At 60.5% G+C, this 23,619-nt stretch carries 20 protein-coding genes; 2 read left to right on the plus strand and 18 right to left on the minus strand.

The features are described from left to right. Positions 1 to 74 precede the first annotated feature (74 nt). From HX830_RS20440 to HX830_RS20485, 10 genes are all read right to left on the minus strand, one after another. Positions 75 to 254 carry a hypothetical protein gene (locus HX830_RS20440; RefSeq protein ID WP_103495784.1) on the minus strand — a complete coding sequence of 60 codons (180 nt, stop codon included), beginning with the start codon at positions 252 to 254 and terminating at the stop codon, positions 75 to 77. Positions 255 to 466: 212 nt separating this feature from the next. Further along, complete coding sequence (locus HX830_RS20445) at positions 467 to 742, minus strand: DUF5629 family protein (protein ID WP_103495785.1); 276 nt, start codon at positions 740 to 742, stop codon at positions 467 to 469. 94 nt (positions 743 to 836) lie between these two features. After that, positions 837 to 3,221 carry an efflux RND transporter permease subunit gene (locus tag HX830_RS20450; RefSeq protein ID WP_103495786.1) on the minus strand — a complete coding sequence of 795 codons (2,385 nt, stop codon included), beginning with the start codon at positions 3,219 to 3,221 and terminating at the stop codon, positions 837 to 839. 18 nt (positions 3,222 to 3,239) lie between these two features. After that, positions 3,240 to 4,292 (minus strand): WD40/YVTN/BNR-like repeat-containing protein, encoded by a 1,053-nt coding sequence (locus tag HX830_RS20455; protein WP_177102224.1) that lies wholly within the window; start codon positions 4,290 to 4,292, stop codon positions 3,240 to 3,242. Positions 4,293 to 4,563: 271 nt separating this feature from the next. Further along, entirely contained in the window at positions 4,564 to 7,221 is a 2,658-nt protein-coding gene (gene pepN, locus HX830_RS20460) for an aminopeptidase N (RefSeq protein WP_177102226.1), read from the minus strand. Between the two features lie 12 nt (positions 7,222 to 7,233). Next, positions 7,234 to 8,064 (minus strand): DUF2797 domain-containing protein, encoded by an 831-nt coding sequence (locus tag HX830_RS20465; RefSeq protein ID WP_103495789.1) that lies wholly within the window; start codon positions 8,062 to 8,064, stop codon positions 7,234 to 7,236. Then, positions 8,061 to 8,321 carry a YeaC family protein gene (locus HX830_RS20470; protein WP_100942947.1) on the minus strand — a complete coding sequence of 87 codons (261 nt, stop codon included), beginning with the start codon at positions 8,319 to 8,321 and terminating at the stop codon, positions 8,061 to 8,063. The genes HX830_RS20465 and HX830_RS20470 overlap by 4 nt, the downstream gene beginning before the upstream one ends. Positions 8,322 to 8,348: 27 nt before the next feature. Further along, positions 8,349 to 9,221: a rhomboid family intramembrane serine protease gene (locus HX830_RS20475; protein WP_177102234.1), complete on the minus strand. Its 873-nt coding sequence runs from the start codon at positions 9,219 to 9,221 to the stop codon at positions 8,349 to 8,351. Then, on the minus strand, positions 9,218 to 10,192 hold the full coding sequence (locus tag HX830_RS20480; protein WP_177102586.1) for a metallophosphoesterase: 975 nt from the start codon (positions 10,190 to 10,192) through the stop codon (positions 9,218 to 9,220). The genes HX830_RS20475 and HX830_RS20480 overlap by 4 nt, the downstream gene beginning before the upstream one ends. Further along, entirely contained in the window at positions 10,189 to 11,079 is an 891-nt protein-coding gene (locus HX830_RS20485; protein WP_103495792.1) for an NAD(+) kinase, read from the minus strand. The genes HX830_RS20480 and HX830_RS20485 overlap by 4 nt, the downstream gene beginning before the upstream one ends. 88 nt (positions 11,080 to 11,167) lie before the next feature. On the opposite strand from HX830_RS20485, the gene HX830_RS20490 reads away from it, so the two are divergent. After that, positions 11,168 to 12,118, plus strand: a complete 951-nt coding sequence (locus HX830_RS20490) for a DUF1853 family protein (RefSeq protein WP_177102236.1) — start codon at positions 11,168 to 11,170, stop codon at positions 12,116 to 12,118. Positions 12,119 to 12,391: 273 nt separating this feature from the next. Here the strand turns inward: HX830_RS20490 and HX830_RS20495 are convergent, their stop codons facing one another. Next, complete coding sequence (locus HX830_RS20495) at positions 12,392 to 13,678, minus strand: arsenic transporter (protein ID WP_177102238.1); 1,287 nt, start codon at positions 13,676 to 13,678, stop codon at positions 12,392 to 12,394. A 41-nt stretch (positions 13,679 to 13,719) separates the two neighbouring features. Beyond that, positions 13,720 to 14,067 (minus strand): metalloregulator ArsR/SmtB family transcription factor, encoded by a 348-nt coding sequence (locus HX830_RS20500; protein WP_177102240.1) that lies wholly within the window; start codon positions 14,065 to 14,067, stop codon positions 13,720 to 13,722. Positions 14,068 to 14,256: 189 nt separating this feature from the next. On the opposite strand from HX830_RS20500, the gene HX830_RS20505 reads away from it, so the two are divergent. Next, complete coding sequence (locus HX830_RS20505) at positions 14,257 to 14,808, plus strand: cytochrome b (protein ID WP_152737413.1); 552 nt, start codon at positions 14,257 to 14,259, stop codon at positions 14,806 to 14,808. 141 nt (positions 14,809 to 14,949) lie between these two features. Here the strand turns inward: HX830_RS20505 and HX830_RS20510 are convergent, their stop codons facing one another. The 6 genes from HX830_RS20510 to HX830_RS20535 form a co-directional block, all read right to left on the minus strand. Beyond that, on the minus strand, positions 14,950 to 15,867 hold the full coding sequence (locus HX830_RS20510) for a 1-aminocyclopropane-1-carboxylate deaminase/D-cysteine desulfhydrase (RefSeq protein ID WP_177102242.1): 918 nt from the start codon (positions 15,865 to 15,867) through the stop codon (positions 14,950 to 14,952). Positions 15,868 to 16,117: 250 nt separating this feature from the next. Further along, positions 16,118 to 18,154, minus strand: a complete 2,037-nt coding sequence (locus HX830_RS20515; protein WP_177102244.1) for an NADPH-dependent 2,4-dienoyl-CoA reductase — start codon at positions 18,152 to 18,154, stop codon at positions 16,118 to 16,120. Between the two features lie 284 nt (positions 18,155 to 18,438). Next, on the minus strand, positions 18,439 to 19,545 hold the full coding sequence (locus tag HX830_RS20520) for a hypothetical protein (RefSeq protein WP_177102246.1): 1,107 nt from the start codon (positions 19,543 to 19,545) through the stop codon (positions 18,439 to 18,441). 165 nt (positions 19,546 to 19,710) lie between these two features. Continuing rightward, positions 19,711 to 20,676: a glycosyltransferase family 2 protein gene (locus tag HX830_RS20525; protein WP_177102248.1), complete on the minus strand. Its 966-nt coding sequence runs from the start codon at positions 20,674 to 20,676 to the stop codon at positions 19,711 to 19,713. A gap of 3 nt (positions 20,677 to 20,679) precedes the next feature. Then, entirely contained in the window at positions 20,680 to 21,672 is a 993-nt protein-coding gene (locus HX830_RS20530; protein WP_177102250.1) for a hypothetical protein, read from the minus strand. Continuing rightward, complete coding sequence (locus HX830_RS20535; RefSeq protein ID WP_177102252.1) at positions 21,669 to 23,618, minus strand: glycosyltransferase; 1,950 nt, start codon at positions 23,616 to 23,618, stop codon at positions 21,669 to 21,671. Before HX830_RS20535 ends, HX830_RS20530 begins: the two co-directional genes overlap by 4 nt. Position 23,619 lies beyond the last annotated feature (1 nt).

The raw sequence follows: 23,619 nt of genomic DNA on the forward strand, positions 1-23,619 counted from the left end.
AAGCTTTTGGTGGCCCCAAGGGCCTCTTCGCGACGGTCCAAACTCCCACAAGGTATGTGTCCAGGCGTCGGTGCTCAGTGCTGGGCTTTGTGATCCAGGGCGGCGTAGAAGTTGGCGCTCTGTTGCAGGTATTTCTGGGTGTAGCTCTGGGTGTGGCTTTTAGGGCTGTTGATTTCCACGTTGGCGCTGGCAGGCAGGGCTACGGTGGCGGAAACAGCGGAAGCGGCGATGATGGAGAAAAGATTGAAGTTCATGATGGTAACCCTCGATGTCAGTTGGCTTGCTTGCCCTTTCAGGCCGTGAGTCAAAAGTACATCCGAGGGTGGACATCGTTGAAATTCATTGCAGCAGTAGCGGATATCAGCGTCATTAATAGAAGCGCAAGTGCCTGATTCATCAGGGTCTGCGGTCTATTGTCGCAGCGCGCGCACCTCGGAGGACGAGGTGAAACGATGCAGCTGACGCCTTACTCTTCTTCGTCGCGACCGGTGAAGGCGCTCATGCAGACCAGCCGATGCTCGCTGTAGTCGTCGCTCAGGGTCCAGCTTTGCAGGGCCTCGTCGAAAGTCGCCGCTTCAAGCTGGGCACGGGTGAAACTCCAGCGTTTTTCGGCCCGGCCATCCATGCATTCGATCAACAGGCGGCTGTCGTCGAGGGTGAAATCGAAGGCGTGCAGGCCGTCGACTTCGAGCATGTTGCTGGTTTCGAGGGCATTGAGCAGGGTGTCGGTTGCAGCGGTCATGGTGTTCTATCGTGTTTGGGGAAGTGCTCATGATAGGCGATATTGCCCTGGGGCCGGGTGATCGTTTATCACGATCACCCGGCCATCCGCCTCCTCAATGGGAAAACAACGACCCGCCCACCTTCCCTGCCAGCTTCTCCGGCTTGATCAGGAACCGCGCCAGCGCCGGCAGCAGCCACAACGCGCCGAACATGTTCCAGAGCAGCATGAAGGTCAGCATCAGCCCCATATCGGCCTGGAACTTGATCGCCGAGAAGATCCAGGTGCAAACCCCAATCGCCAGGCACAGGCCGGTGAACAACACCGCCTTGCCGGTGGATTTCAGCGTCTGGTAATAGGCTTCCTGCAATGGCAGCCCGGCACGCAGGAAGCTTTCCAGGCGACTGTAGATGTAGATGCCGTAGTCCACGCCAATCCCCACACCCAGCGCCACCACCGGCAAGGTCGCGACCTTCACGCCAATGCCCATGAACGCCATCAGCGCATTGCCCAGCACCGAGGTCAGCACCAGCGGCAGAACGATGCACAGGGTCGCCGCCCAGGAACGGAAGGTGATCATGCACATGGTCGCCACGCAGACGTACACCAGGATCAGGATGGTCAGTTCCGACTCCTTGATCACTTCGTTGGTGGCCGCCTCGATCCCGGCGTTACCCGCGGCAAGAAGGAATTCCAGGCCGTCCTTGTTGTTCTCCTTGGCGAAGTCCTGTACCGCATGCACCGCACGGTCGAGGGTCGCGGCCTTGTGGTCGTTGAGGAACACCAGCACCGGCGCCAGCGAGCAATTGTTGTTGTACAGGCCATCGGCCCGGGAGATGGAGTTGTTCAGCACATCCGGGTTGCGCGACAGGGTTTCCCATTTCAGGTTGCCTTCGTTCATGCCCTTGATCATCTGCTTGGACACGGTCACCAGGGAAATCGCCGACTGCACGCCCTCGGTGTTCTGCATCTTCCACATCAGTTCATCGATGGGCGCCATCGCCTCATAGTGCGAACAGCCCTCGGGCGGGGTCTTGACCATCACCACCAGCACATCGGAACTGGTGGAGTAGTTGTTGATGATAAAACTGTTGTCCTTGTTGTAGCGCGAGTCGGGACGCAGCTCCGGCGCGCCCTGGTCGAGGTCGCCGATCTTCAGGTTCTGCCCGTACCAGAGGCCGCCGCCCAGGGCCAGCAGGGCCAGGACGATGGACACCGGGGCGACCCTGGGGCTGGCGAAGTTCGCCAGCAGGCGCCAGAACGGATGCTCGCGGGTCGCATCCTTCTTGCTGCGCTCGACCGCCCGCTTGCTGATGCCGACATAGGAGATGGCCACCGGCAGCAGGATCAGGTTGGTGAACACGATCACCGCCACGCCGATGGAAGCGCCGATGGCCAGTTCGCGGATCACGCCGATATCGATGATCAACAGGGTGATAAAACCCACGGCGTCGGCGAGGATCGCGATCATGCCCGGCAGGAACAGTTGCCGGAACGTGCGCCGCGCCGCCGTCAGGGCGTTGTCGGCGTCGCTGGACTGCAAGGCGATGCCGTTGATCTTCTGTACGCCATGGGAGATCCCGATGGCGAAGATCAGGAACGGCACCAGCATCGAGTACGGGTCCAGGCCGAAGCCGAACGCGTGCATCAGCCCCAGTTGCCAGACCACCGCCACCAGGGTGGTGCTCAACACGGCGACGGTGCTGCGGATGCACCGGGTGAACCAGTACAGCAGCACCAGGGTGATAACGAAGGCGACGCCGAAGAACAGCACCACCATGACCAGGCCATCGATCAGGTCACCGACCTTCTTGGCGAAGCCGACGATATGCACCTTCACATTGGGGTTCTGTGCTTCGAACTTGTCGCGGATCTTTTCTTCGAGCTGGTGGGAGAACTTCTGGTAGTCCAGTGCCAGCAACTTGCCCTGGTCCTTAGGGTCGGGATAGGACTCCAGCAGCGGGATATCGACGATGCTCGACTTGAAGTCGTTGGCCACCAGGCGCCCGACCTGGCCGGACTTGAGCACGTTGTTGCGCAGTTTTTCGAGACTGTCGGCCGAGCCGTTGTAGCTCTGCGGGATCACTTCGCCGCCGGCAAAGCCCTCCTCCGTCACCTCGGTCCAGCGCACGCTGGGGCTCCACAGGGACTTGAGGCCGGAGCGGTCGACACCCGGAATGTAGAACACCTCGTCGTTGACCTGACGCAGGGTCTCCATGTAGTCCTTGGTGAAGATATCGCCGTCCTTGGCCTCTACCGAAATCCGCACGGTGTTGCCCAGGTTGGCGAGGTCGTTGCGGTGCTCCATCATCTTTTCAATGAACGGATGCTTGAGCGGAATCATTTTTTCGAAGCTGGTGGACGGCCGGATCAGCGTGGCCTGCCAGAACAGGAAGACACTGACCAGCAGGCAGATAACAATCACTGCCGGGCGGTTGTTGAAAATCAGGCGCTCGAGAAACGTCGCCTTGTCTTGATGATGACTTTGCTGACTGCTCATACATTCCCGCCTTTCTTGTTATTGGCCCAGCTCAGCGCCCGTGGGCGTGGTGGTGTGGGCGCCGCCCTGGCCGACGAGGATCAGGTTGCCGTTGCCGGCCGCCGTCACCGCCGACAGGGAAATCCGGTCGGGACGGTTGAACACGCTGAAGGTCACGCCGTCATCGGTACTGCGGATCACGCTGCCGCCGTTGCCGACGATCACCAGCGAACCGTCATCCAGCAAGGTCGCGCCGGACAGGCCGAACTCCAGGGCACCACGGGCGGCCTTGAGTTCCACCGGTTCCCAACTGCTGCCGAAGTCAGTGGAGCGGTAGAGGTTGCCGCGCAAGCCGTAGGCCAGCAACGTGGAGGGCTGAGCGGTGCCGATCACGCCGAACAACGACCCCTGGTAAGGGCCGTCGACGTGTTCCCAGGTCTGGCCCCAGTCGGCGGAGCGGAACATGCTGCCCTGTTCGCCAACCACGAACAGCCCGGCATCCTTGACCGCGGCGATGGCGTTGAGGTGGAACTGATCGGGGTTGTCGATGCGGTCGCTGACGTTTTCCCAGTGCTGGCCGCCGTCGGTGGTTTCCAGCAGGGCCCCGTAGGCGCCCACGGCAAAGCCGGTGCGGGCGTCCTTGAACCAGAGGTCGAGCAACGGCGCTTCGCGCTTGAGGTCCTGGAACTGGCGGGTCCAGGTGGCGCCGCCGTCGCTGCTGGCGAGAATCTGCGCGTCGTGGCCGACGGCCCAGCCGTGCTGGTCGTCGACGAAATAGACCGCGGTGAGCATCTGCCGGGTCGGGACCTTGGCCTGGGTCCAGTGGCCGCCCTGGTCGTCGGAGAAGAGAATGTGCCCGCGATCGCCGACGGCCACCAGCCGCTTGCCGGCATGCACCACGTCGAGCAGCAGGCTCTTGATGGCCTTGGAGGATTCGATGGAGTAGACGGTGTCGGCAGTGGTGGACGCTGCCGCGTATACGCTGGCCGGCAGTGCCGCCAGTCCCGACAGCGAAAGCGCCGCCACCAGCAATGCCGTACCGCGCCATGTCGGCGGACAGCCAGAACCCGTAGGCCTCACAGGCTCATTCATAGACCTTTCTCCCCATTATTATTGTCAGGTCATCCAACCTATCAGGGCGCCTTCGAGGGCATTTTCATGACGGCCGGTTCGTCTGAAACCGGCAATCTAGAGCCCCTTCTAAAGCTGGAGCTATCCTATCGGGCTTTGGAATCGTCTGACAATCGACGCCACGTTATCTTTTGTTAACCCGGGGCGTTGAGGGGGAGCCTGAATGATGGGGCATCAGGTGAGGTGATGAACAAAGGCCACGAGCGTGGCCTTTGCGGGTGTGAATCAACTATCAGGCCAGGCTTTTGCTGACAACCTCGTACACATCGGCCGACAACTCGCCCGAACCGCGAATCCGCTCCAGCTCGGCCTTCATCAGCGCCTGGCGGGCGTCGTCATACTTGCGCCAGCGGGTCAGCGGCGCCAACTGCCGGGAAGCGATCTGCGGGTTCAGCGCATTGAGCTGGATCACCAGGTCCGCCAGGAAGCGGTAGCCGGAACCGTCCGCCGCGTGGAAGTTGATCAGGTTCTGCCCGGCAAAGGCACCGATCAACGCCCGCACCTTGTTCGGGTTCTTGATGGTGAACGCCGGGTGTTCCATCAACGCCTTGACCCGCTGCAAGCCACCCGGCAACGGGCTACCGGCCTGGACGCTGAACCACTGGTCCATGACCAGCGGATTGTCCTTGAAGTGCTCGGCGAAACTGGCCAGCGCCAACGCCTTCTCGGCCTCGAACGGCGAGTTCACCAGCACCGCCAGGGAGGTCAGGCGTTCGGTCATGTTGTCGGCGCTTTCGAACTGCTCCAGGGTCGCCGCCAGCACTTCAGGCTTGCCGCTGAGCATCAGGTACGACAGCGCGATATTCTGCAGGGCACGCCGGGCGAAATGTTCGTTCTCGGCCACGTAAACCGTGGTTTTCGACAGCGCGCGATTGGCCTGGTAACGCTGCCACAAACCGTCGAACAACTGCTCGGCCAGCTGCCGGCGAACGAATTCGCGAGCGGTGTGGATCGCCTCGACATCCGCCACTTCGCTGATCTCGGTGAGGTAGGCCTCGCCCGGCAACGAGAGCATTTCAGCAACCATCGCCTGATCAAGCTGCTCGTTGCCCAGCACGCTGCGCAAGGCCGTGACCAGACGCGGATCAAGCACCAGCGTTTCACCCTTCTGATGCTGGGCGATCAGTTCCTGCAGCACCTGCACCGACAATTGCTGGCCGGCGTCCCAACGGTTGAAACCGTCGCTGTCGTGCTGCATCAGGAACATCAACTGGTCGCGGTCGTAGGGGAAGCTCAGCTTCACCGGCGCCGAGAAACCCCGCAGCAGCGATGGCAGCGGCTTGGCGGCGATGCCGACAAAGGTAAAGGTCTGTTCGGCTTCGGTCACCGAGAGCACACGGCTGGTGGCGCCGGCGGCCACTTCACCCGTCAGTTGCAGGGCGATTTCAGCACCCTGGGCATCCAGCAGGCCGATCTCCACCGGAATCACGAACGGCAGTTTTTCCTGTTTATCCGGAGTCTGCGGGCAGCTCTGGCGGAAGGTCAGGCTGTAGGTCCTGGCGCTCGCATCGTAGCTTTCGCTGACAGCAAGACGCGGTGTACCGGCCTGGCTGTACCAGCGCTTGAACTGGCTGAAGTCGACGCCATTGGCATCCTCCATGGCCTTGACGAAATCGTCGCAGGTCACGGCCTGGCCGTCATGGCGTTGGAAATACAGGTCGCTGCCTTTGCGGAAACCTTCGGCACCGAGCAAGGTGTGGATCATGCCGACCACTTCCGAACCCTTCTCGTATACGGTCAGGGTGTAGAAGTTGGAGATCTCGATAAAGCTGTCCGGGCGCACGGCGTGGGCCATGGGGCCGGCGTCTTCGGCGAACTGGTGGGTGCGCAGGTAGGCGACATCCTGGATACGCTTGACCGTGGCCGAGTTCATGTCGGCGGAGAAGCCGGCATCGCGGAACACCGTGAAGCCTTCCTTGAGCGACAGCTGGAACCAGTCGCGGCAGGTCACGCGGTTGCCCGACCAGTTGTGGAAGTATTCATGGGCGACGATAGCCTCGACCCGCTGGTGCGCGGCGTCGGTGGCGGTTTCAGCCCGGGCCAGCACGGCGCTGGAGTTGAAGATATTGAGGCCCTTGTTCTCCATGGCGCCCATGTTGAAGTCGTTGACCGCGACGATCATGAAGATATCCAGGTCGTACTCGCGACCATAGACTTCCTCGTCCCAGCGCATGGACTTCTTCAGGCTGTTCATGGCGTGCTGGCACTTGTCGATATTTTCCGGCTCGACATAGATGCGCAGCGCGACGTTACGGCCGCTCATGGTCGCGAAGCTGTCTTCGACACACCACAGGTCACCCGCCACCAGAGCGAACAGGTAGGCCGGTTTCATGAACGGGTCTTCCCAGGTCGCCCAGTGCCGACCGTCGTCCTGGGGACCATTGCCCACCGGGTTGCCGTTGGACAACAGCACCGGGTAGCGATGCTGCTCGGCGATCACCGTGGTGGTGAACTTGCTCATCACATCCGGGCGGTCGAGGTAGTAGGTGATCTTGCGGAAGCCTTCGGCCTCGCACTGGGTGCAGAACATCGAGCCGGACTTGTACAGGCCTTCCAGGGCGGTATTGGTTTCCGGGTGGATCTTCACGCTGGTATCGACGCTGAAGTGCTCGCTGCCCGGGTGCAGGGTCAGGTGGCTATCGTCGATCTGGTAGTCGTTGCTCGACAACACGCGGTCGTCGAGTTGCACCGACAGCAGTTCCAGCAGTTGGCCATCCAGCACCAGCGGCGGCAGACCGGCACCGGCAGCCGGGTTGCGGCGCATCACCAGCTGCGCATGGACCAGGGTATGGTCCTCGAACAACTCGAAGGTCAGGTGCGTCTCGTCGATCAGGTAGTCCGGTGCCTGATAGTCCTTCAGATAAATCATCTTCGGTTGTTCGGTGCGCATGAGGGTGTCCTTTTACTGATGCACGGCGAGCTGGTAAGCCGTGTATTTACGGATATTGATCACGCCGGTGTCAAAGATCAGGTACTGGCCCTTGATCCCCATCAACGTGCCTTCGGCAATCGGGTCTTTGTCCAGGTTGAAGCTGACCACCTTGGTCGGGTAGTGCTCGATCGGATAGCGGATTTCCAGCGGCTCGACATCATGCACCGGCTGGATCGCCTGCAGACCGAAACGCGCCTGCAAGGCCGTGAAGCCCTCGGCACAGGATTCGAACAGTTGATCACGCACCGCCTTGAGGTCCACCGCCGGCGCATCGCCCTTGAGCAAGGCGCGCCAGTTGGTCTTGTCGGCCACCTGGCTGCGAAACAGGTCCTCGACGAAACCGGACTGCTGGCGGGTCGCCACACGGACAATCGGCAGCGCCTGACTGGCGCCCTGGTCGAGCCAGCGGGTCGGCAACTGGGTGGCGCGGGTGATGCCGACCTTGATCCCCGACGAATTGGCCAGGTAGACCACGTGGTCGGTCATGCAGAATTTTTCGCCCCAGGACGGTTCGCGGCAGGTGCCGGCGTCGTAATGGCAGCGCTCGGGACTCATGATGCAGGTGTCGCACTGGGCCAGCTTGGTCATGCACGGGTAGCAATAACCCTGGCTGAAGCTGGTCTTGGTCTTGCGTCCACAATGGGTGCAATGAATCGCCCCGAGGAATTCCAGGCGCAGCTTCTGGCCGATCAACGGATTGACCGGCACCTCGCTGTCACCCAGGCGAAAGGCGTACTGCACATCCGCGCCTTCAAGGCGCGTCGACATCTTGCTGATTGCACCGCGGCCAAGCTCGATCAATGGATGGCATCCGACTTGAACAGGATGTTCGGCACCGGCGCCGACTTCGAGGCGCATTCCTGCGCGCCCATGTAGCCGGTGCGCTGGTCTTCCGGCAGGTTCTGGGTTTCCCAGGCGATCATTGCCTGCAACGACAGCTCGCGCTGTTCGGCGCTGAGCTTGCGCCCGTCCGACCATTTGCCGATTTCCACCGCCAGTTTCAGGCTCTCGTAGATGTCGGGGGTGATGTTTTCAATCATTTCGATAAAAGAGGACATGCGCTCTCCACGCTTGAAAAAAGTCGACTAGATGGCCAGTTTACGACGAGACCAGAGGCCGCCCAACAAACCGCTGAAACATCCGATGAGCAGTCCACCGACATGGGCGCCGTTGGCGATTTCGCCGAAGCCGATCATCGAGACCAGGCCCGACAGGCACAACAACAGCCAGACCAGCATCATCACCAGCACACCGCGCGGCAGACGATAGACCGGGTTCGGCGACACCCATTGGTAGATCCAGCAATACCCGAGCAAACCGTAGAGCACCCCGGACAGGCCGCCGAACAGGGTCGGGCCGCTGACGTAGTACTGCGTATAGTTGGAAACCAGGCTGAACAGCAGCGTCAGCCCGATCAGGTTGATGCTGCCCTGGCGCAGCTCGATGCGCCGGCCCAGCTCCCAGTACCACATGCCGTTCATGGCGATATGCAGGATGCCGAAGTGGATCAGCATCGGCGTCACCAACCGCCACCACTGCCCCGCCGCCAGGCCATCGGCCAGGGGCGTGAACTGGACGTAGTTGCCGTTCACCCGGAAGTCGAGGAAGGTCAACCAGTGCAGGGTCTGGAGGTTGTCACCGAGCAGGGTCACGCCGGCGACGATCAGGCACAGCAAGAGGATGGTGGCGGTGGCCGGGCTCTGACGCACCTGGGTGAGAAAGTTCGGCCGGGTCATGGCCACGGGCTTGTCCGGGACTTCCAGGTGGTTATCCGGGTCGCCCGCGGGGAAACGCTGGTACAGCGACAGCACGTCGGCACTGATCGACTCGGGCACCCACAGCACCTGCTCGCCGGATTCCTCGTTGACCCGGTGCGGCACCTGCATGCGCTCCAGCAGTTTGACGAAGCCACTCAAATCAGTGGTCAACGGCAGGCGTAAGACAGCAGTGGCACTCATCGCAAAGCCTCGGGACGTTCGACGTCGACCCAGACGAATTTCTGCGGGTCGAGGGTGGTTTCCTGGTCCAGCCGGTAAGCCGCCAGCTTGCCGTAGAGCACGGCGCTGTAATCCAGGCAGGCCAGGTTGGGACGGATCGGCGCGGGCTTGCCGCTGCGCCAGTAGTGACCGACGAACAGCATCGGTTCTTCGAGACCGTAGCGCAGCAGGGCATTCTTTTCGGTCGAGGACAGTGCTTTGCTCGCCACCAATTCAGGCAAGGCATCCGGCTGGAAGACGATATCGCCGTAGGTCTGCGGATCGTCTTCCCAGAACTTGGTGCGGAAGAACGCCCGGGTCAGGCCGTCGCCGCCGGTCAACGTCAGGCCGTCCGGCAGGCGCATATCGGTGCCGCGCAGCAGGCGGTCGAACACCGTCGCGGCAAAACTGCCGGGCAGCGCCGAATCCTTGAGGAAGGCTTCGTCGATCCGGCCGTCGGGGTGCTGCGCCCGCAAAGGCGCGATCAAGCCGCCATCCCAGCAGGCATGCACCACGCGGAAACGTCCGGCATCGATGAACAGCGGCAGCTCGTAGAACCAGGCGAGAAAGTCATGCCAGTCCGCCGGGTGCTGTTCGAACTGGGTCAGGGTTTCATTAAGCAGCCGGGCATGCCGTGGCGTGTGCTCGCGGACGAACTGCTTGCCGCTGCCCGCGGCGGCCGGGGTGCTCCAGCCCAGGGCGTTGAACTCGTGGTTGCCCATGATGCACAGCGCCTGCCCGGCCTCGACCATGTCATGGACGATATGCAGGGCTTCGCGGATACGTGGGCCACGGTCGATGATATCGCCGAGGAACACCGCCATGCGCGACGGATGACGCCAGACGCCCCCCAGCTTCTGGTAGCCGAGCATGTCCAGCAGATGTTCGAGGGTATGGGCGCAACCGTGCACATCACCGATCAGATCGTAGCCACGCGCGGGATCGAGCATCAGTCGCCTCCACCACCCAGCCGACTGCCCCAGCCGAGCTTGGTGCGGCAGACTTCGTAATAGTTGTGATCCAGCGGGTGGATCAGCCGCAGCTTCTGCGGTTTCTTGCTGATGGTCACCGTATCGCCGGGGGCACAGGTGAAATGGTTCTGCCCGTCACAGGAAACCTGCGGGTAGATCTGCATGTCCTTGGACACCACGATTTTCAACTCGCTGTTGCCGTCGACCACAATGGGGCGGCTGGACAAGGTATGGGGGTACATGGGCACGATCACAATGGCATCGAGCTTGGGATGCATGATCGGACCGCCGGCGGACAGCGCATAGGCGGTGGAACCGGTGGGTGTGGCGACGATCAGGCCGTCGGCTTTCTGGCTGCAGACGAACTGGCCGTCGATATACAGCTCGAACTCGATCATCCGCGTCGACTTGCCGGGGTGCAGGACCACGTCGTTGAGCGCATCGCCCTGGCCGATGGCTTCGGCATGGCGGCGTACTTCGGCCTGCAGCAGGAAGCGATTTTCCACCAGGTAATGGCCGTCGAGGACCTTGGCCACTTCGACCTCGAGGTCGTCCGGGCGGATATCGGTGAGAAAGCCCAGGTTGCCACGGTTGATCCCCAGCACCGGGATATTGTGCCGGGCCAGCGCGCGGGCGGCGCCGAGCAGGCTACCGTCGCCGCCGACGACGATGACCATGTCGCAGACTTCGCCGAGCATCTTGCGCGACGAGGTTTGCAGGCCGTGGCCCGGCAGGACCTCGGCGATGGTGTCCTCGAGGATGACGTGCAGGTGCCGCGCCAGGAGGAATCTCTTCAACCGGCGAACGGTTTCCAGCACCTGCGAACTGCCCAGGCGGCCAATGATGCCGATATTGCGAAATTGCTCCATGGGGCTCCTGCGGGGTCTGGGACGGGCAAAGGGGAGATTATGGGCGAAAGCCGGCCCGAGACAAAACCCTTTCAGCTATGCTCGCAGGATGATCCTCTTCCCCGACTTGCTCAACCTGCCCCGACAGTTGCGCCATCCCGAAGTGCGCGACCTGGCCTGGGTCATCCTGGCGCCGCCGATGCTGGAAGACACGCCATGGCCGCAACGCCACCCGTTGGCCGGCAGTGACTGGGTCCAGGCACCGGACCTGTTGGAGCGGTGGTTGCATGGGCTGGACCGCAATCCCATCGAGTTGCAGGGGTGGTTGGTACGCGGGGCGACCCGGCGCCTGGGGTTGTATTACGAGCGACTGTGGCAGTTCGCGGTGCAGCAGGCACCGGGGATCGAGCTGATCGGCGCCAACCTGCCGATCCGCCGCGAGGGCCACACCCTGGGTGAGTTGGACCTGCTGTTGCGCGATCGCGATGGTGTGCATCACCTGGAATTGGCGATCAAGCTGTACCTTGGCCCGCAACACGGCGGCGGCGAAGACCCGGCACGCTGGCTCGGCCCGGGCTGCCATGATCGGCTGGACCGCAAGCTGGCGCACCTGAGCGAGCACCAGTTGCCGATTTCCGCCCGGCCGGAAAGCCGCCAGGCCTTGGCGGCGCTGGATATCCATCAGTTCAGCGCACAGCTGTGGCTGGGCGGTTACCTGCTGTATCCGTGGCCGGGGACGGCGCGTCCGCCCCGGGGGGCTCATCCGCAGCATCTGCACGGGCGCTGGCTGCATCAGCGCGACTGGGCGGACTTTATCAAGCGCAGCCCGGTGGGCCGCTGGCAACCCCTGCCCCGCCATGCCTGGCTGGCGCCGGCGCACTATGCCGAGGCAGACGCCTGGTCGCGGGAGCACCTGGCCCAGTGGCTGGAGGAGCTCGACCCGCACGCGCCAGCGCAGTTGCTGGTGCGCCTGACCCAGAATGCGCAAGCCGACTGGGAAGAGGCCGAGCGCTTGTTTCTGGTGGCTGATCTCTGGCCGAATGTGCCGGGTACCGGCTGAGTCCTGCGGTGAGCTTTCTGGCCTCTTCGCGGGCAAGCTCCGCTCCCACATTGATTTTGCGTCGTACGCAAATGGTGTGATCGACACAAAACCCTGTGGGAGCGGAGCTTGCCCGCGAAAGCGTCGGCACAGACCTACAACTGACCGATCTGCTGCACATGTTCTCTGTCGATGTCCGCAGACGCCAATGCCAGCAACGCCCGACACCGCCGCTCGATCTGCACCACCGTAGCCCTGAACGCCATCATCACCGCCGCTTCATCGCCCTCCTCGTCAAACCAGCGACAAACGCAAGGCCAGGGCCGCCAGGGTCACCAGCAGCACCGGCAGGGTCAGGACAATCCCGACCTTGAAGTAGTACCCCCAGCCGATACGGATATCCTTGCGCTCCAGCACATGCAGCCAGAGCAAGGTGGCCAGGCTGCCGATGGGGGTGATTTTCGGGCCCAGGTCGCTGCCGATGACGTTGGCGTAGATCATCGCCTCCTTCACCACGCCGCTGGCCTGGCTGGCGTCGATGGACAAGGCACCGATCAGCACCGTCGGCAGGTTGTTCATGACCGAGGACAGGAACGCGCTCAACAGCCCGGTGCCCATGGCCGCGCCCCAGATCCCGTAGTTCGCGAAGTGATCCAGCCAACCGGCCAGGTAAGTGGTCAACCCGGCATTGCGCAGGCCATAGACCACCAGGTACATGCCCAGGGAGAAAATCACGATCTGCCACGGCGCCTCTTTCAGCACCTTGCGGGTCGAGATCTTGTGACCCCGTGCAGCGATCCCCAGCAGCAAGGCCGCGCACACCGCCGAAATCGCGCTGATGGGAATCCCCAGGGGCTCCAGGGCAAAACACCCCACCAGCAGGATGATCAACACCCACCAGCCGGCAATGAAAGTCGCCTTGTCGTGAATTGCGCTGGCGGGCAGCTCCAACTGCCGCGGATCGTAGTCACGGGGAATGTCGCGTCGGAAGAACCACAGCAACACCAGCAGGGTCGCCGCCACGCTGACCAGGTTCACCGGCAGCATCACCGAGGCATAGGCATTGAAGCCGATCTTGAAATAGTCCGCCGAGACGATGTTCACCAGGTTCGACACCACCAGCGGCAGGCTCGCGGTGTCGGCGATAAAGCCGGCGGCCATGACAAATGCCAGAGTCGCCACCTTGGAAAAACGCAGGGCCAGGAGCATGGCGATCACAATCGGCGTGAGGATCAACGCCGCGCCATCGTTGGCGAACAACGCCGACACCAACGCCCCCAGCAGCACGAAGGCGGCGAACAGCTTGCGTCCGCTGCCCCGCCCCCAGCGCGCCACATGCAGTGCCGCCCAGGCAAAGAAGCCGGCTTCGTCAAGCAACAGGCTGATGATGATCAGGGCGATAAAGGTGCCGGTGGCATTCCAGATGATCTCCCACACCAGCGGAATATCAGTGAGATGGACCACACCGCAGAGCAAGGCCAGCAGCGCGCCCAGACAGGCGCTCCAGCCAACGCCCAGGCCCTTGGGCTGCCAGATCACCAGGGTAATGGTCAGCAGGAAAATCAACGCGGCAATCAACATGCACAACAACCTTCAAGGTTAGCAAGAGGGGGAGTAAAAGCTCAGCAACAGCGCAGTGGTCGGTCACTCATGGCCTGCAGGCGCCGGATATCCGCCGCCAGCCAGTTCTCGCTGGCCTGCAGGGTGCCTTGCAGCAAGGTCGAAACCCATTGCGGCAGCTCCGGGTGCAGACGATAAAACACCCATTGTCCCTGACGTCGGTCAGCCAGCAGCCCGCCCTGGCGCAGTTGCGCCAGGTGCCGGGAGATTTTCGGCTGGCTCAATTCCAGGGCGGCGGTCAATTCGCACACGCAGAGCTCACCCTCACGAGCCACCAGCAGCACAACGCGGCTACGGGTTTCGTCAGCCAGGCATTTGAAGAGTTCCACAGGGGAGGCAAAACAGGGCATCGCGAGCAGCTCTATACATATGGATTTTCGAATATATGAGTAAGCATATATAAAAGCAAATCCCAGTCACAGAGAATGCAGGCCCTCCCCTGAGTTGCCTTGGGCAAAATGCTGCTAAACCTATTAAGGTGTAGGGACTCCGTCGCTCAAGAATGGAGGTTCCAGCCCTGATGATTCGAGGAACACCGTATGCCGTGGAAAAATACCGACAGTCGCTACAGCAGCCTGTCGATTGCACTGCACTGGTTGATGCTGGTGCTGTTGGCGGTGGTTTACGCCTGTATCGAGTTTCGCGGGATATTCCCCAAGGGCAGCGGCGGCCGGGCGCTGATCGTCGAGGCGCACTACATGTTCGGCCTGACCGTGTTCCTGCTGGTGTGGCTGCGTTTGCTGGCCCGTGCCCTCGGCGTGGCACCGAAGATCGTCCCCGCGCCGCCGGTCTGGCAGATGCTGATTTCCAAGCTGATGCACTGGGCTTTGTACCTGTTTATGATCGCTACGCCGGTCCTGGGCTGGTTGGTCGTCAGTGCGCAAGGACATTCGGTGCTGTTCTACGGCGTCGAGCTGCCGGCGCTGACGGGGGAAAACCTGGATTTTGCCAAAGAGATCAAGGGCTGGCATGAACTGCTGGCGACGATCGGCTACTGGCTGATCGGCCTGCATGCCCTGGCCGGTCTGTATCACCACTACTTCGTGCGGGATAACACCCTGCTACGCATACTGCCCAAGCGTCGTGCTTGAGCCCCGATGCCTTCTTGCTCGCAACGATAACGCGAGGTCTCGGAGCCCTGCGCAACCTGTAGGAGCATGGCTTGCCAGCGAAGCCTTTGGCGATCTTGAGGGCCCCTTCGCGAGCAAGCTCTGCTCCTACAAGGACCGGGTTTACAAAGTAAAACCTCGGCGACCCTGTAAACCACCGGTGTGCACGAAGACCAGGCGCGTGCCAGGGGCAAAACGTCCGGCGTTCACCTCTTCCTGAAGCGCCAGTAAAGCCTTGCCGGTATACAGCGGCTCCAGCGGTACTGCGCTCTGTTGCTCGCTTTGCACGATAAAATCCAGCAGCGTCGGATCGACCTTGGCAAAACCGCCACGGCAGGCGTCGATCAGTTCAAACGCCGGGCTCATTACCCCGCCCTCCTCCAGGATCGCCGCGACCAAAGGTGCCACGCCATGGTCAGCCGGCACCGCCAGGGCACCATATACCGGTCGACGCCCGGCTTCGGCCAGCACCAGCCCGGCCAGGGTGGTGCCGGTTCCGGCAGCCAGCCACCAGCCGTGATAGTCATCCCAGCCGAGTGCCGGTAGTTGCTCATGGACCTTTTCCAGCAAGACCCCACAACCACGCGCGCCCATCAAACCGCCACCGCCCTCCGGAACGCCGTGCAGGTGTGGATAGCGTTGCTGCCACGACTCCCAGAAGCCTGGCGCATGCCGCGCCCGATAACCGCCATAGCCGAGCCAGTGCAGCTCCATGCCGAAGGCCTGGAGATCGACGACGGTGGGAGTTTGTACCGGATTGCCACGCAGCAGGCCGACGGTGGGGAAACCGAAACGCTTGCCCACCGCCGCCAGGGCGTGCAGGTGATTGGAGTGCGCGCCACCCAGGCTGATCAGGCCTTCGGCACGGGCCTGCCGGGCCGCCGCCAGATGTTCGGTGAGCTTGAACCACTTGTTGCCGCTGATCAGCGGATCGATCAGGTCGAGGCGCAGTATGGCCACCTCGACCTCAGCCTGGGTCAGCCAGTCCAGGTGCAGGGGTTCGAGGGGGGCGTGGGGGTGCCAGTCAGCAGGGGGTAGCATTGCGGGGTGGTCCGATGGGAGGAGACCCACCAGTTTAACAGTTCAGGTCTTGTGGCGTTCTCGAGGGCCTCTTCGCGGGCAAGCCCTGCTCCTACAGATTCGAGCCGATCACAAAATTTGCGCACGACACAAGGTTGTAGGAGCAGGGCTTGCCCGCGAAGAGGCCCTTAAGCCTTGCAGCGCTCATCGAGGCGCCATCGCCAGCAAGCCGGCGCCTACAGGAGAAAGGCCGCGTTCAGTCTGCTCAGACCTACAGCCCAGCCGCCAACCGCGAACCCTGGTCGATCGCCCGCTTGGCATCCAGCTCCGCCGCCACGTCCGCGCCGCCGATCAGGTGCACATTCTGCCCCGCCGCCACCAGCCCGTCCTGCAACTCGCGCAACGGGTCCTGCCCGGCGCAGATCACCACGTTGTCTACCGCCAGCAACTGCGGCTCGCCACCGCCGATGCTGATATGCAGGCCCGCCTCGTCGATCTTCAGGTACTCGACGCTGTTGAGCATCTGCACCCGCTTGTTCTTCAACCCGGTGCGGTGAATCCAGCCGGTGGTCTTGCCCAGGCCATCGCCGACCTTGGAGGCCTTGCGCTGCAACAGAAACACCTCACGGGCCGGTGCATGGGGTTCGGCCTTGATTCCGGCCACCCCGCCACGCGCCTCAAGGTGGGTGTCGATACCCCACTCCTTCCAGAACGCCTCGCGATCCAGGCTGGTGGCCACACCTTCATGCACCAGGAACTCCGAGACATCGAAGCCGATACCACCAGCGCCGATCACCGCCACCTTGTGGCCCACCGGCTTGCGCTCCAGCAGCACATCCAGGTAGCTCAACACCTTGGGATTATCGATGCCGGGAATCGCCGGCAACCGTGGCGCGATGCCCGTGGCGAGAATGATCTCGTCGTACCCGCCAGCCACCAGTTGCGCCACATCCACCCGTGTATCCAGGCAAACCTCGACATGGGTGGCCTGCAGCTTGCGCTTGAAGTAACGCAGGGTTTCGAAGAACTCTTCCTTGCCCGGTACACGCTTGGCGACATTGAACTGGCCACCGATCTCACTGGCCGAATCGAACAGCGTCACCTGGTGCCCGCGCTCGGCCGCCACGGTGGCCGCCGACAGACCCGCCGGCCCGGCGCCAACCACGGCAATTTTCTTCACCTGGGTGACCGGCAGGTAATTCAGCTCGGTCTCGTGGCAGGCCCGCGGGTTGACCAGGCAGGAGGTCAACTTGCCGCCGAAGGTATGGTCCAGGCAGGCCTGGTTGCAGCCGATGCAGGTATTGATTTCGTCGGCACGCCCTTGGGCCGCCTTGTTGACGAACTCCGGGTCGGCCAGGAACGGCCGGGCCATGGAAACCATGTCGGCGTCGCCCTCGGCGAGGATCTGTTCGGCCACTTCCGGGGTGTTGATCCGATTGGTAGTGATCAGCGGAATGCCCACCGAGCCACGCAACTTGGCGGTGACCTTGCTGAACGCTGCGCGCGGTACCTTGGTGGCAATGGTCGGAATCCGCGCCTCGTGCCAGCCGATACCGGTGTTGATGATGGTCGCGCCGGCCTGCTCGATGGCCTTGGCCAACTGGACGATTTCGTCCCAGGTGCTGCCGCCTTCCACCAGGTCGAGCATCGACAGGCGGAAGATGATGATGAAGTCCGAACCCACCGCCTCACGCACCCGGCGCACGATCTCCACGGGCAGGCGCATGCGGTTCTCGTAGCTGCCGCCCCAGCGGTCGGTGCGGTGGTTGGTGTGGGCCGCGAGGAACTGGTTGATGAAGTAACCTTCCGAACCCATGATTTCGACGCCGTCGTACTCGGCATTCTGGGCCAGGGCTGAACAGGTCACGAAATCGGCGATCTGTTTCTCGATACCTTCCTCATCCAGCTCTTTGGGCTTGAACGGGTTGATCGGGGCCTGGATCGCACTCGGCGCCACCTGTTTCGGGCTGTAGGCATAACGCCCGGCATGGAGGATCTGCAGGCAGATCTTGCCGCCGGCCTGATGCACCGCGTGGGTGACGATGCGATGCTGGTCGGCTTCGGCCTGGGTGGTCAGCTTGGCCGCGCCGGAATACACCCCGCCCTCGTCGTTTGGCGCGATACCGCCGGTCACCATCAGGCCGACGCCGCCACGAGCACGTTCAGCGAAATAAGCCGCCATGCGCTCGAAACCGCCGGGCTTTTCCTCAAGGCCGGTGTGCATCGAGCCCATCAGGGTGCGGTTGCGCAACGTGGTGAAACCCAGGTCGAGCGGGGCCAGCAGGTGCGGGTATTGGGCGGCGGTCATAGAAACTCCACAACGGGCAAGATCACGGGATGCGGGAAGCTCTTCGGCCCCCGTCAGTTGTATGACTGGCACATTAAAGACGCCCAGGCCCTGGCTCAATGACCGAAACTGACAACTTATTGATCGAAACGTACAGCACCACCCTCGGCAAAAACGCCGACGTCGCCTCCCCGAGTCAAAGACTCCCGTAGCGCTCATCCGTGCTTTTGATTCTTTTATCGGCTGGTCACGACAGGCTACATCCAACGTCATCCAATCCGGCTCTTCCGGAGGGCGATGAGCAATCACTGCATGTCAACCAGCCCGTGCAACTCCAGCAAATTTTCTGCGTGTAGGATATTTTTCATGTGATATTTTTTTTGCAGGGCCTCCAGCCCAAGCGTCACATCCACCACTCCAAGTTCTTTTTTTATTGAAAAGTATTCGCCGCCCCAACAAACAAAATTCCAGATCGCATTCTCCCCCACCAACATGGGTGGAAGCAGCTTGAGTGGGACTGCGCCAGATTCACCGGGCGTGACGGGGTAGCACATGGTGCTATCCAACACCTTCTCCATAATCAACTTCATTGGCAAGGTCGCCTTATAACGTTCGAAAACGGCGTCTGCTCTTTGACGCCAAGCGAAGTTGAGAAGACTCAAGGCATACTCATGAAATGGAATAGTCTCCGGGCAAATACCTGCAATCTCTCCCTGTCGAGTGAAGACAGGCACGTACTCGGCGGCAACGACACGCTTTGCCATCATTAACCGTCCCAGCCGTGTCGGCGAGGGTATTGGCCATTGAGCAGACTGCTTGAAGTTTAGACCTATCCGGCTATTTCCAATCAGTTCTATGACGCCCGCAGGAGAAAGAAAGTTTTGAGGCCACTCAACGCTCGCATGTTTTCCAAGCTGCTCGACAACTTTCTCCCGATAAGGTGTCCTTAGCCCAAAGAAGCAAAAATCAACAGTGGGGTTTTTATTCAAAGATGCTGGAATCAGATGCTCTGAAAAGCCCAATTCGATATAGGCAGCCGGACAAAATCTTGAATAGAATGGAACCGAGCTTTCCACCATAGTCCATATGAACTTGGCATTTCTGGCGACTTCGGCGAAGGTTTGAAACCGGGTAACCCACTCGGGTTCATCCCGCCAATTGAAACCCTTGCCATCAGGTATTTCCGTGGCAATGATTCCGTAGTCGATTTTTGACCTGACTATTTCTGCGAGCATGCCAGGCTCGAAGTATTCCCAAAATATATTGATGGCGGATTTTTCTACGTGCGTTCTGGAAAAAGTGACCTTATGTCCCAGTTCAAGAAGCCCCGCTTGGAACCAATCGGCCATGTCAACCAAGGTCGACTTGCCAACTTCATGGTGATTGGCCGTACAAAAATGAAACCAGGCCATAACTCAAGCGTCTCCTGAAAAATAGTTCTGATATCGCCAGTACCACTCGATATCGGCAGTCCTCCTGATAGGTATAGCTCCGCCAGCCATTCGCCACCCGCGTTCTACGATTTTGACACACTCTCCCGCTCAATCTCCCGCTCAATCGGACTGTATGACCTCACCTCAGCCTTTGACAAAAGGCTTCAATAGACCATGGGCCGCAGAGTGACGAAGCGTGAACCAGATCCAAAGATAGGTACGCCAGCGAAGTGGAAGTTGCGAGTCGAGAAAAATCTTTTTGAAGTAAAAAAACAAAGCTCCCCGCTCCGCCAACGGAGCCTCGCCCATCGCTTCCGGCAGCGACTCTGTCGCCACTGGTTCCCCCCGAAGCGCCAGAGTCAAACGACCGGCCGCATGGCGCCGATTATCGCTCAATCTGATGAATATCGAATCATCCTGGAAACGCCCACGTTTGCTGTACGTTGCGTCGTAGGCAGCCTTGCCAGTACGATAGTGCAAGTGTTCGAAAACCACATCGTGCAGATAGATAATCCGCTCAAAACCCTGATGTTGGATACGTTTGAAAATATCGAAAAGATGAAAATCTATAAACGCCCCCGTATAGGCCGTCGGATAAGGATCGATCAGCAACTCGCAGGTGCTACGTGACAGGATAGGAAAGGTTGCCAAGCCACCTTTTTTTAGCAAATCATTGCAATAGCCCAAGTAAATCCGATCAGAAAAACGACTGTCCATAGCCCGTAATTCCCGATCCCAGCCCGAGGTCCGCATGACCATGTCATCATTGACCAACACGATGATCTGCCCACGCGATGCCTTATAGCATTCGGTATTATAAGCCCCCATGGATCGGTTAGGACCGATAATCCGCACCGTCTGCAAGGGGCCCCCATCCAGATGGTGACTTCCCGGATCATCCTCGTCGACGTAGAGGATCACCTCGATGGCGTGGAGGTGATCTGCCGTATTCACTACGCTGTCGAAAAAACGTGCGACCAACTCAGGTCGCCCCCGGGTTGGTAGCAACAGAGATATCAACGCCTGGCCTTGCAACGGATCACTGGATCCAGAAGCGCTCTGCATGATGGCTCCTGCACTGCTCTTGACTGCGGACAGTTCAGTTTCCATTTATTACCCCTTATTCAAAGCTAGCGGCGAACAACTCACGCGATCAGTCATTTGCCAATAGGCGAATAGATCGTGCGGAAACGGCCGCTCCAGCGCGAACTGTTCGGCCATTGCCTGATATCCCGCATGCATTCGCTCATACAATACTCCAGCGCCTTTGACGTAATCCCGCAGTGCTTCAAGCCAATCGGGCCGTTCCAGGTCAATCTGGGGGCAGCACGCCGCAATCTGCGATGTGTCTGCCGTGCCCAGGGAAACGGTTACCCTGCCGACCCGCAGGGCGGCGATGATGCGCATCAGCGAAAGCCAGCGCCACTCCAGGCGCTGGGGAAGATTGAGCACCAGCCGGGTCGAACGGTTCAATGCATCGCGCTGCTCATGGGAGACAAAACGTCGAGGGCTGGCGACAGAAAAACCTTGTTCCTGCAGCCGATCCAACAGCTTGGCGCGATAGTCCGTGATAACGCCGGTAAAAAGTAGATCGCTTTCGAACACCTCCGTCTCCGAGAGTGGCTCGACTAACGCAAGCCTTGGAAAGCTGATCGTTCGTACGGGAACACCTGGCAGCATCTTATCCATATTAACCAGTGCGGGAAGATCACCCAGTATCAGAAAACTGCAGATATAGGGTAAACACTCGAACAAATGCTGGATACGTGCCACCTGCACGCTGGGGTGCATATAATCGTTGTTATTCCAGAGCGGGTCGCCATGGATAAAAATCTTGTCATTCACAAAGTCCAGATGTTCGGTCATGATCACAGCGACGCGCTTGTTGTGGCGCGTGCAAAAATCCACGAGGGTGTCACGTGACGGCTCGGAAAAGTTCTCAATCACTATATTCAAGCACTCTTCACTGGGGCGCTTGCCGATGCTAACCGGATACCCCTGCTGCTGAAGTGCAAGGACGAGGAAATCGATCTGATCGCTGATACCGAAGTACGAATGGTTATAGACCCACAGGTGAACGGGCGGCCGGTTATGGAGTTGCATCATGCTTTTCCCTTTCTTATTGTCGTCTCCGGTTGCGGAGCCGAGTCCGTTCCAGCCAAACCGGCAATAACCGACTGTTTGACGACCTGCAGGTTCCCGCCCGAGTAAGACCTTTTATAACGGCCCTTGTCCAATTTCTCAGCCGTCAACGCTCCATCACTCTGTAAAACGGCATGAAAGCATCCTTTGTAAAGAATGATGTTGAAACCATGAAACCCTTCGACCACCAGTTGCAGCTCAGCCCCATGCCCTCCGGCCGCAGCAGGCGCAGCCTGCGCCGGGTTCTCGGCCGAAGCCGACAGCGCCTTTCGCCAGCCCCGGTATTGACGCAACCATTGTGAACAACGACTGTGCAGACGCGGGAACGGCAGCAGCAAACTTGAGATTATCCTCAGCGTCTGCGAGGGCTCAGGTTGCCGGGCCTTTCCTGGTTGCGGCAGGTACCGTCCCATCAGTCCGGGCAAACTGTGTGCAAATACAATCGGCCGGCCCTGTGGCTGACGATATTGAGTCAGCACCGACCAATCCTGGGCGACCATGACCGGGCAACCTTCCAGGAGTACGAAATACGCTCCCTGGGACCAAACACTGTACAACCCGGTATTGATCCATAGTTCCGGGCGGGCGCTGCAGCCAAAAGCCCGGCGTAATCCGACCGCATCAAGCAAACATGACTTCAAGGCTATCGGAGGAGCCAAGGCGGGCTGGGCCGGTGTCCTATGCTCGGCGTAAAGCTGGAGCACGCGGGTCCAGAAGGTATCTGCAAACGCCTCCACGGTGAAATCCGTCATGGCTCGCTGGTGAGCGGCCTGCTGCAATGCGAAATACCGCTGCGACACGAGCAGTTCGGGGACACGCAGCAGCAGCTCCTCGACAATCAACTCGTCCTCACGACTCGTCCGCGCAGGTATCTTCCAGGGCTGCACAGCAACGGACTCGGCACCCACCGTAACCCCGTGTACATTGTCCTGAAGTAATCCGTTGCTTCCCTGGACCGCGGCAATGACAGGAACGCAGCCCAGGCTCATCGCCCTTAGAATATCGAACGTACATAACACGTCCGCAGGCTGCAGGAAGATATGCGAGCCGGCCATCAAGGTCTCGACTTGGGCACTGGAAGAGGCCGCCCACAGAATGCTACGCCCCGTCTCACGCTCGATGAATACGTGATCGACACCCGCCGCATCGAGTGCCTCCGGTGTCGGACGCTCACAGACCATACTGAGCGTGGCGCGATGGCCTGCGGCACAGAAGTCTTTCCAGAAGCGCAGAACTCGATGCCCACCACAGCTGAAAAAATCGCTCTCGTGATCCGGTGTGACCACAAAGAGAAACCTGGGTTGGCTGAGTGGTGGTTTCTCGGGAAGCGTCTTCCAATCCTGCCTCATCGGCGCGGGCAGTCCGATGGGCGTAGTGAAGAGCCGTGGCTCAATCTCCGGAGTCTCGAGAAAGTCACTCAACGCGCCAAGGGCATCGGGTTGGTGGGAGAAGACCCCCAGGCACAAAGGCCCTCCCAACAAACGTCGATAATGCTCACGAATGAGGGGCAACTTCTCCTCGACAGTGTCTTGCGCCACAACCCAAGGCGAGAACAAAGAGCGCAAAGACTCGAAATGCAACAAAAAGGGTCGAGCCAGGCTAGGGAACGGCACCGAGTGAAAAATCTCTATATCGCCAGGCAACTTCCGCATCAGTTGACGGCTTTCAGCCTCAAAACCGCTGATGTCAGGCATGACCTGATGATCGGCTTGCTTTGCCAGCCCCGACAGCATCCACCGACGAACATCGGCAGAGCTGGCAAGCTGATTTTGCAAGGCTACGTTGTCCCAGGCATTGATAGCGACCCCGACCGGTGCTCGGTCGAATAGCCCGCTATACAACGGATGAAATCCACGCCATGGAATGTAATGGCCCTGATTCCAGGCAACGGCCACTGCCAGCTCGTTCATG

Source organism: Pseudomonas gingeri, from assembly GCF_013385425.1.
Taxonomy (GTDB): Bacteria; Pseudomonadota; Gammaproteobacteria; order Pseudomonadales; family Pseudomonadaceae; genus Aquipseudomonas; species Aquipseudomonas gingeri_D.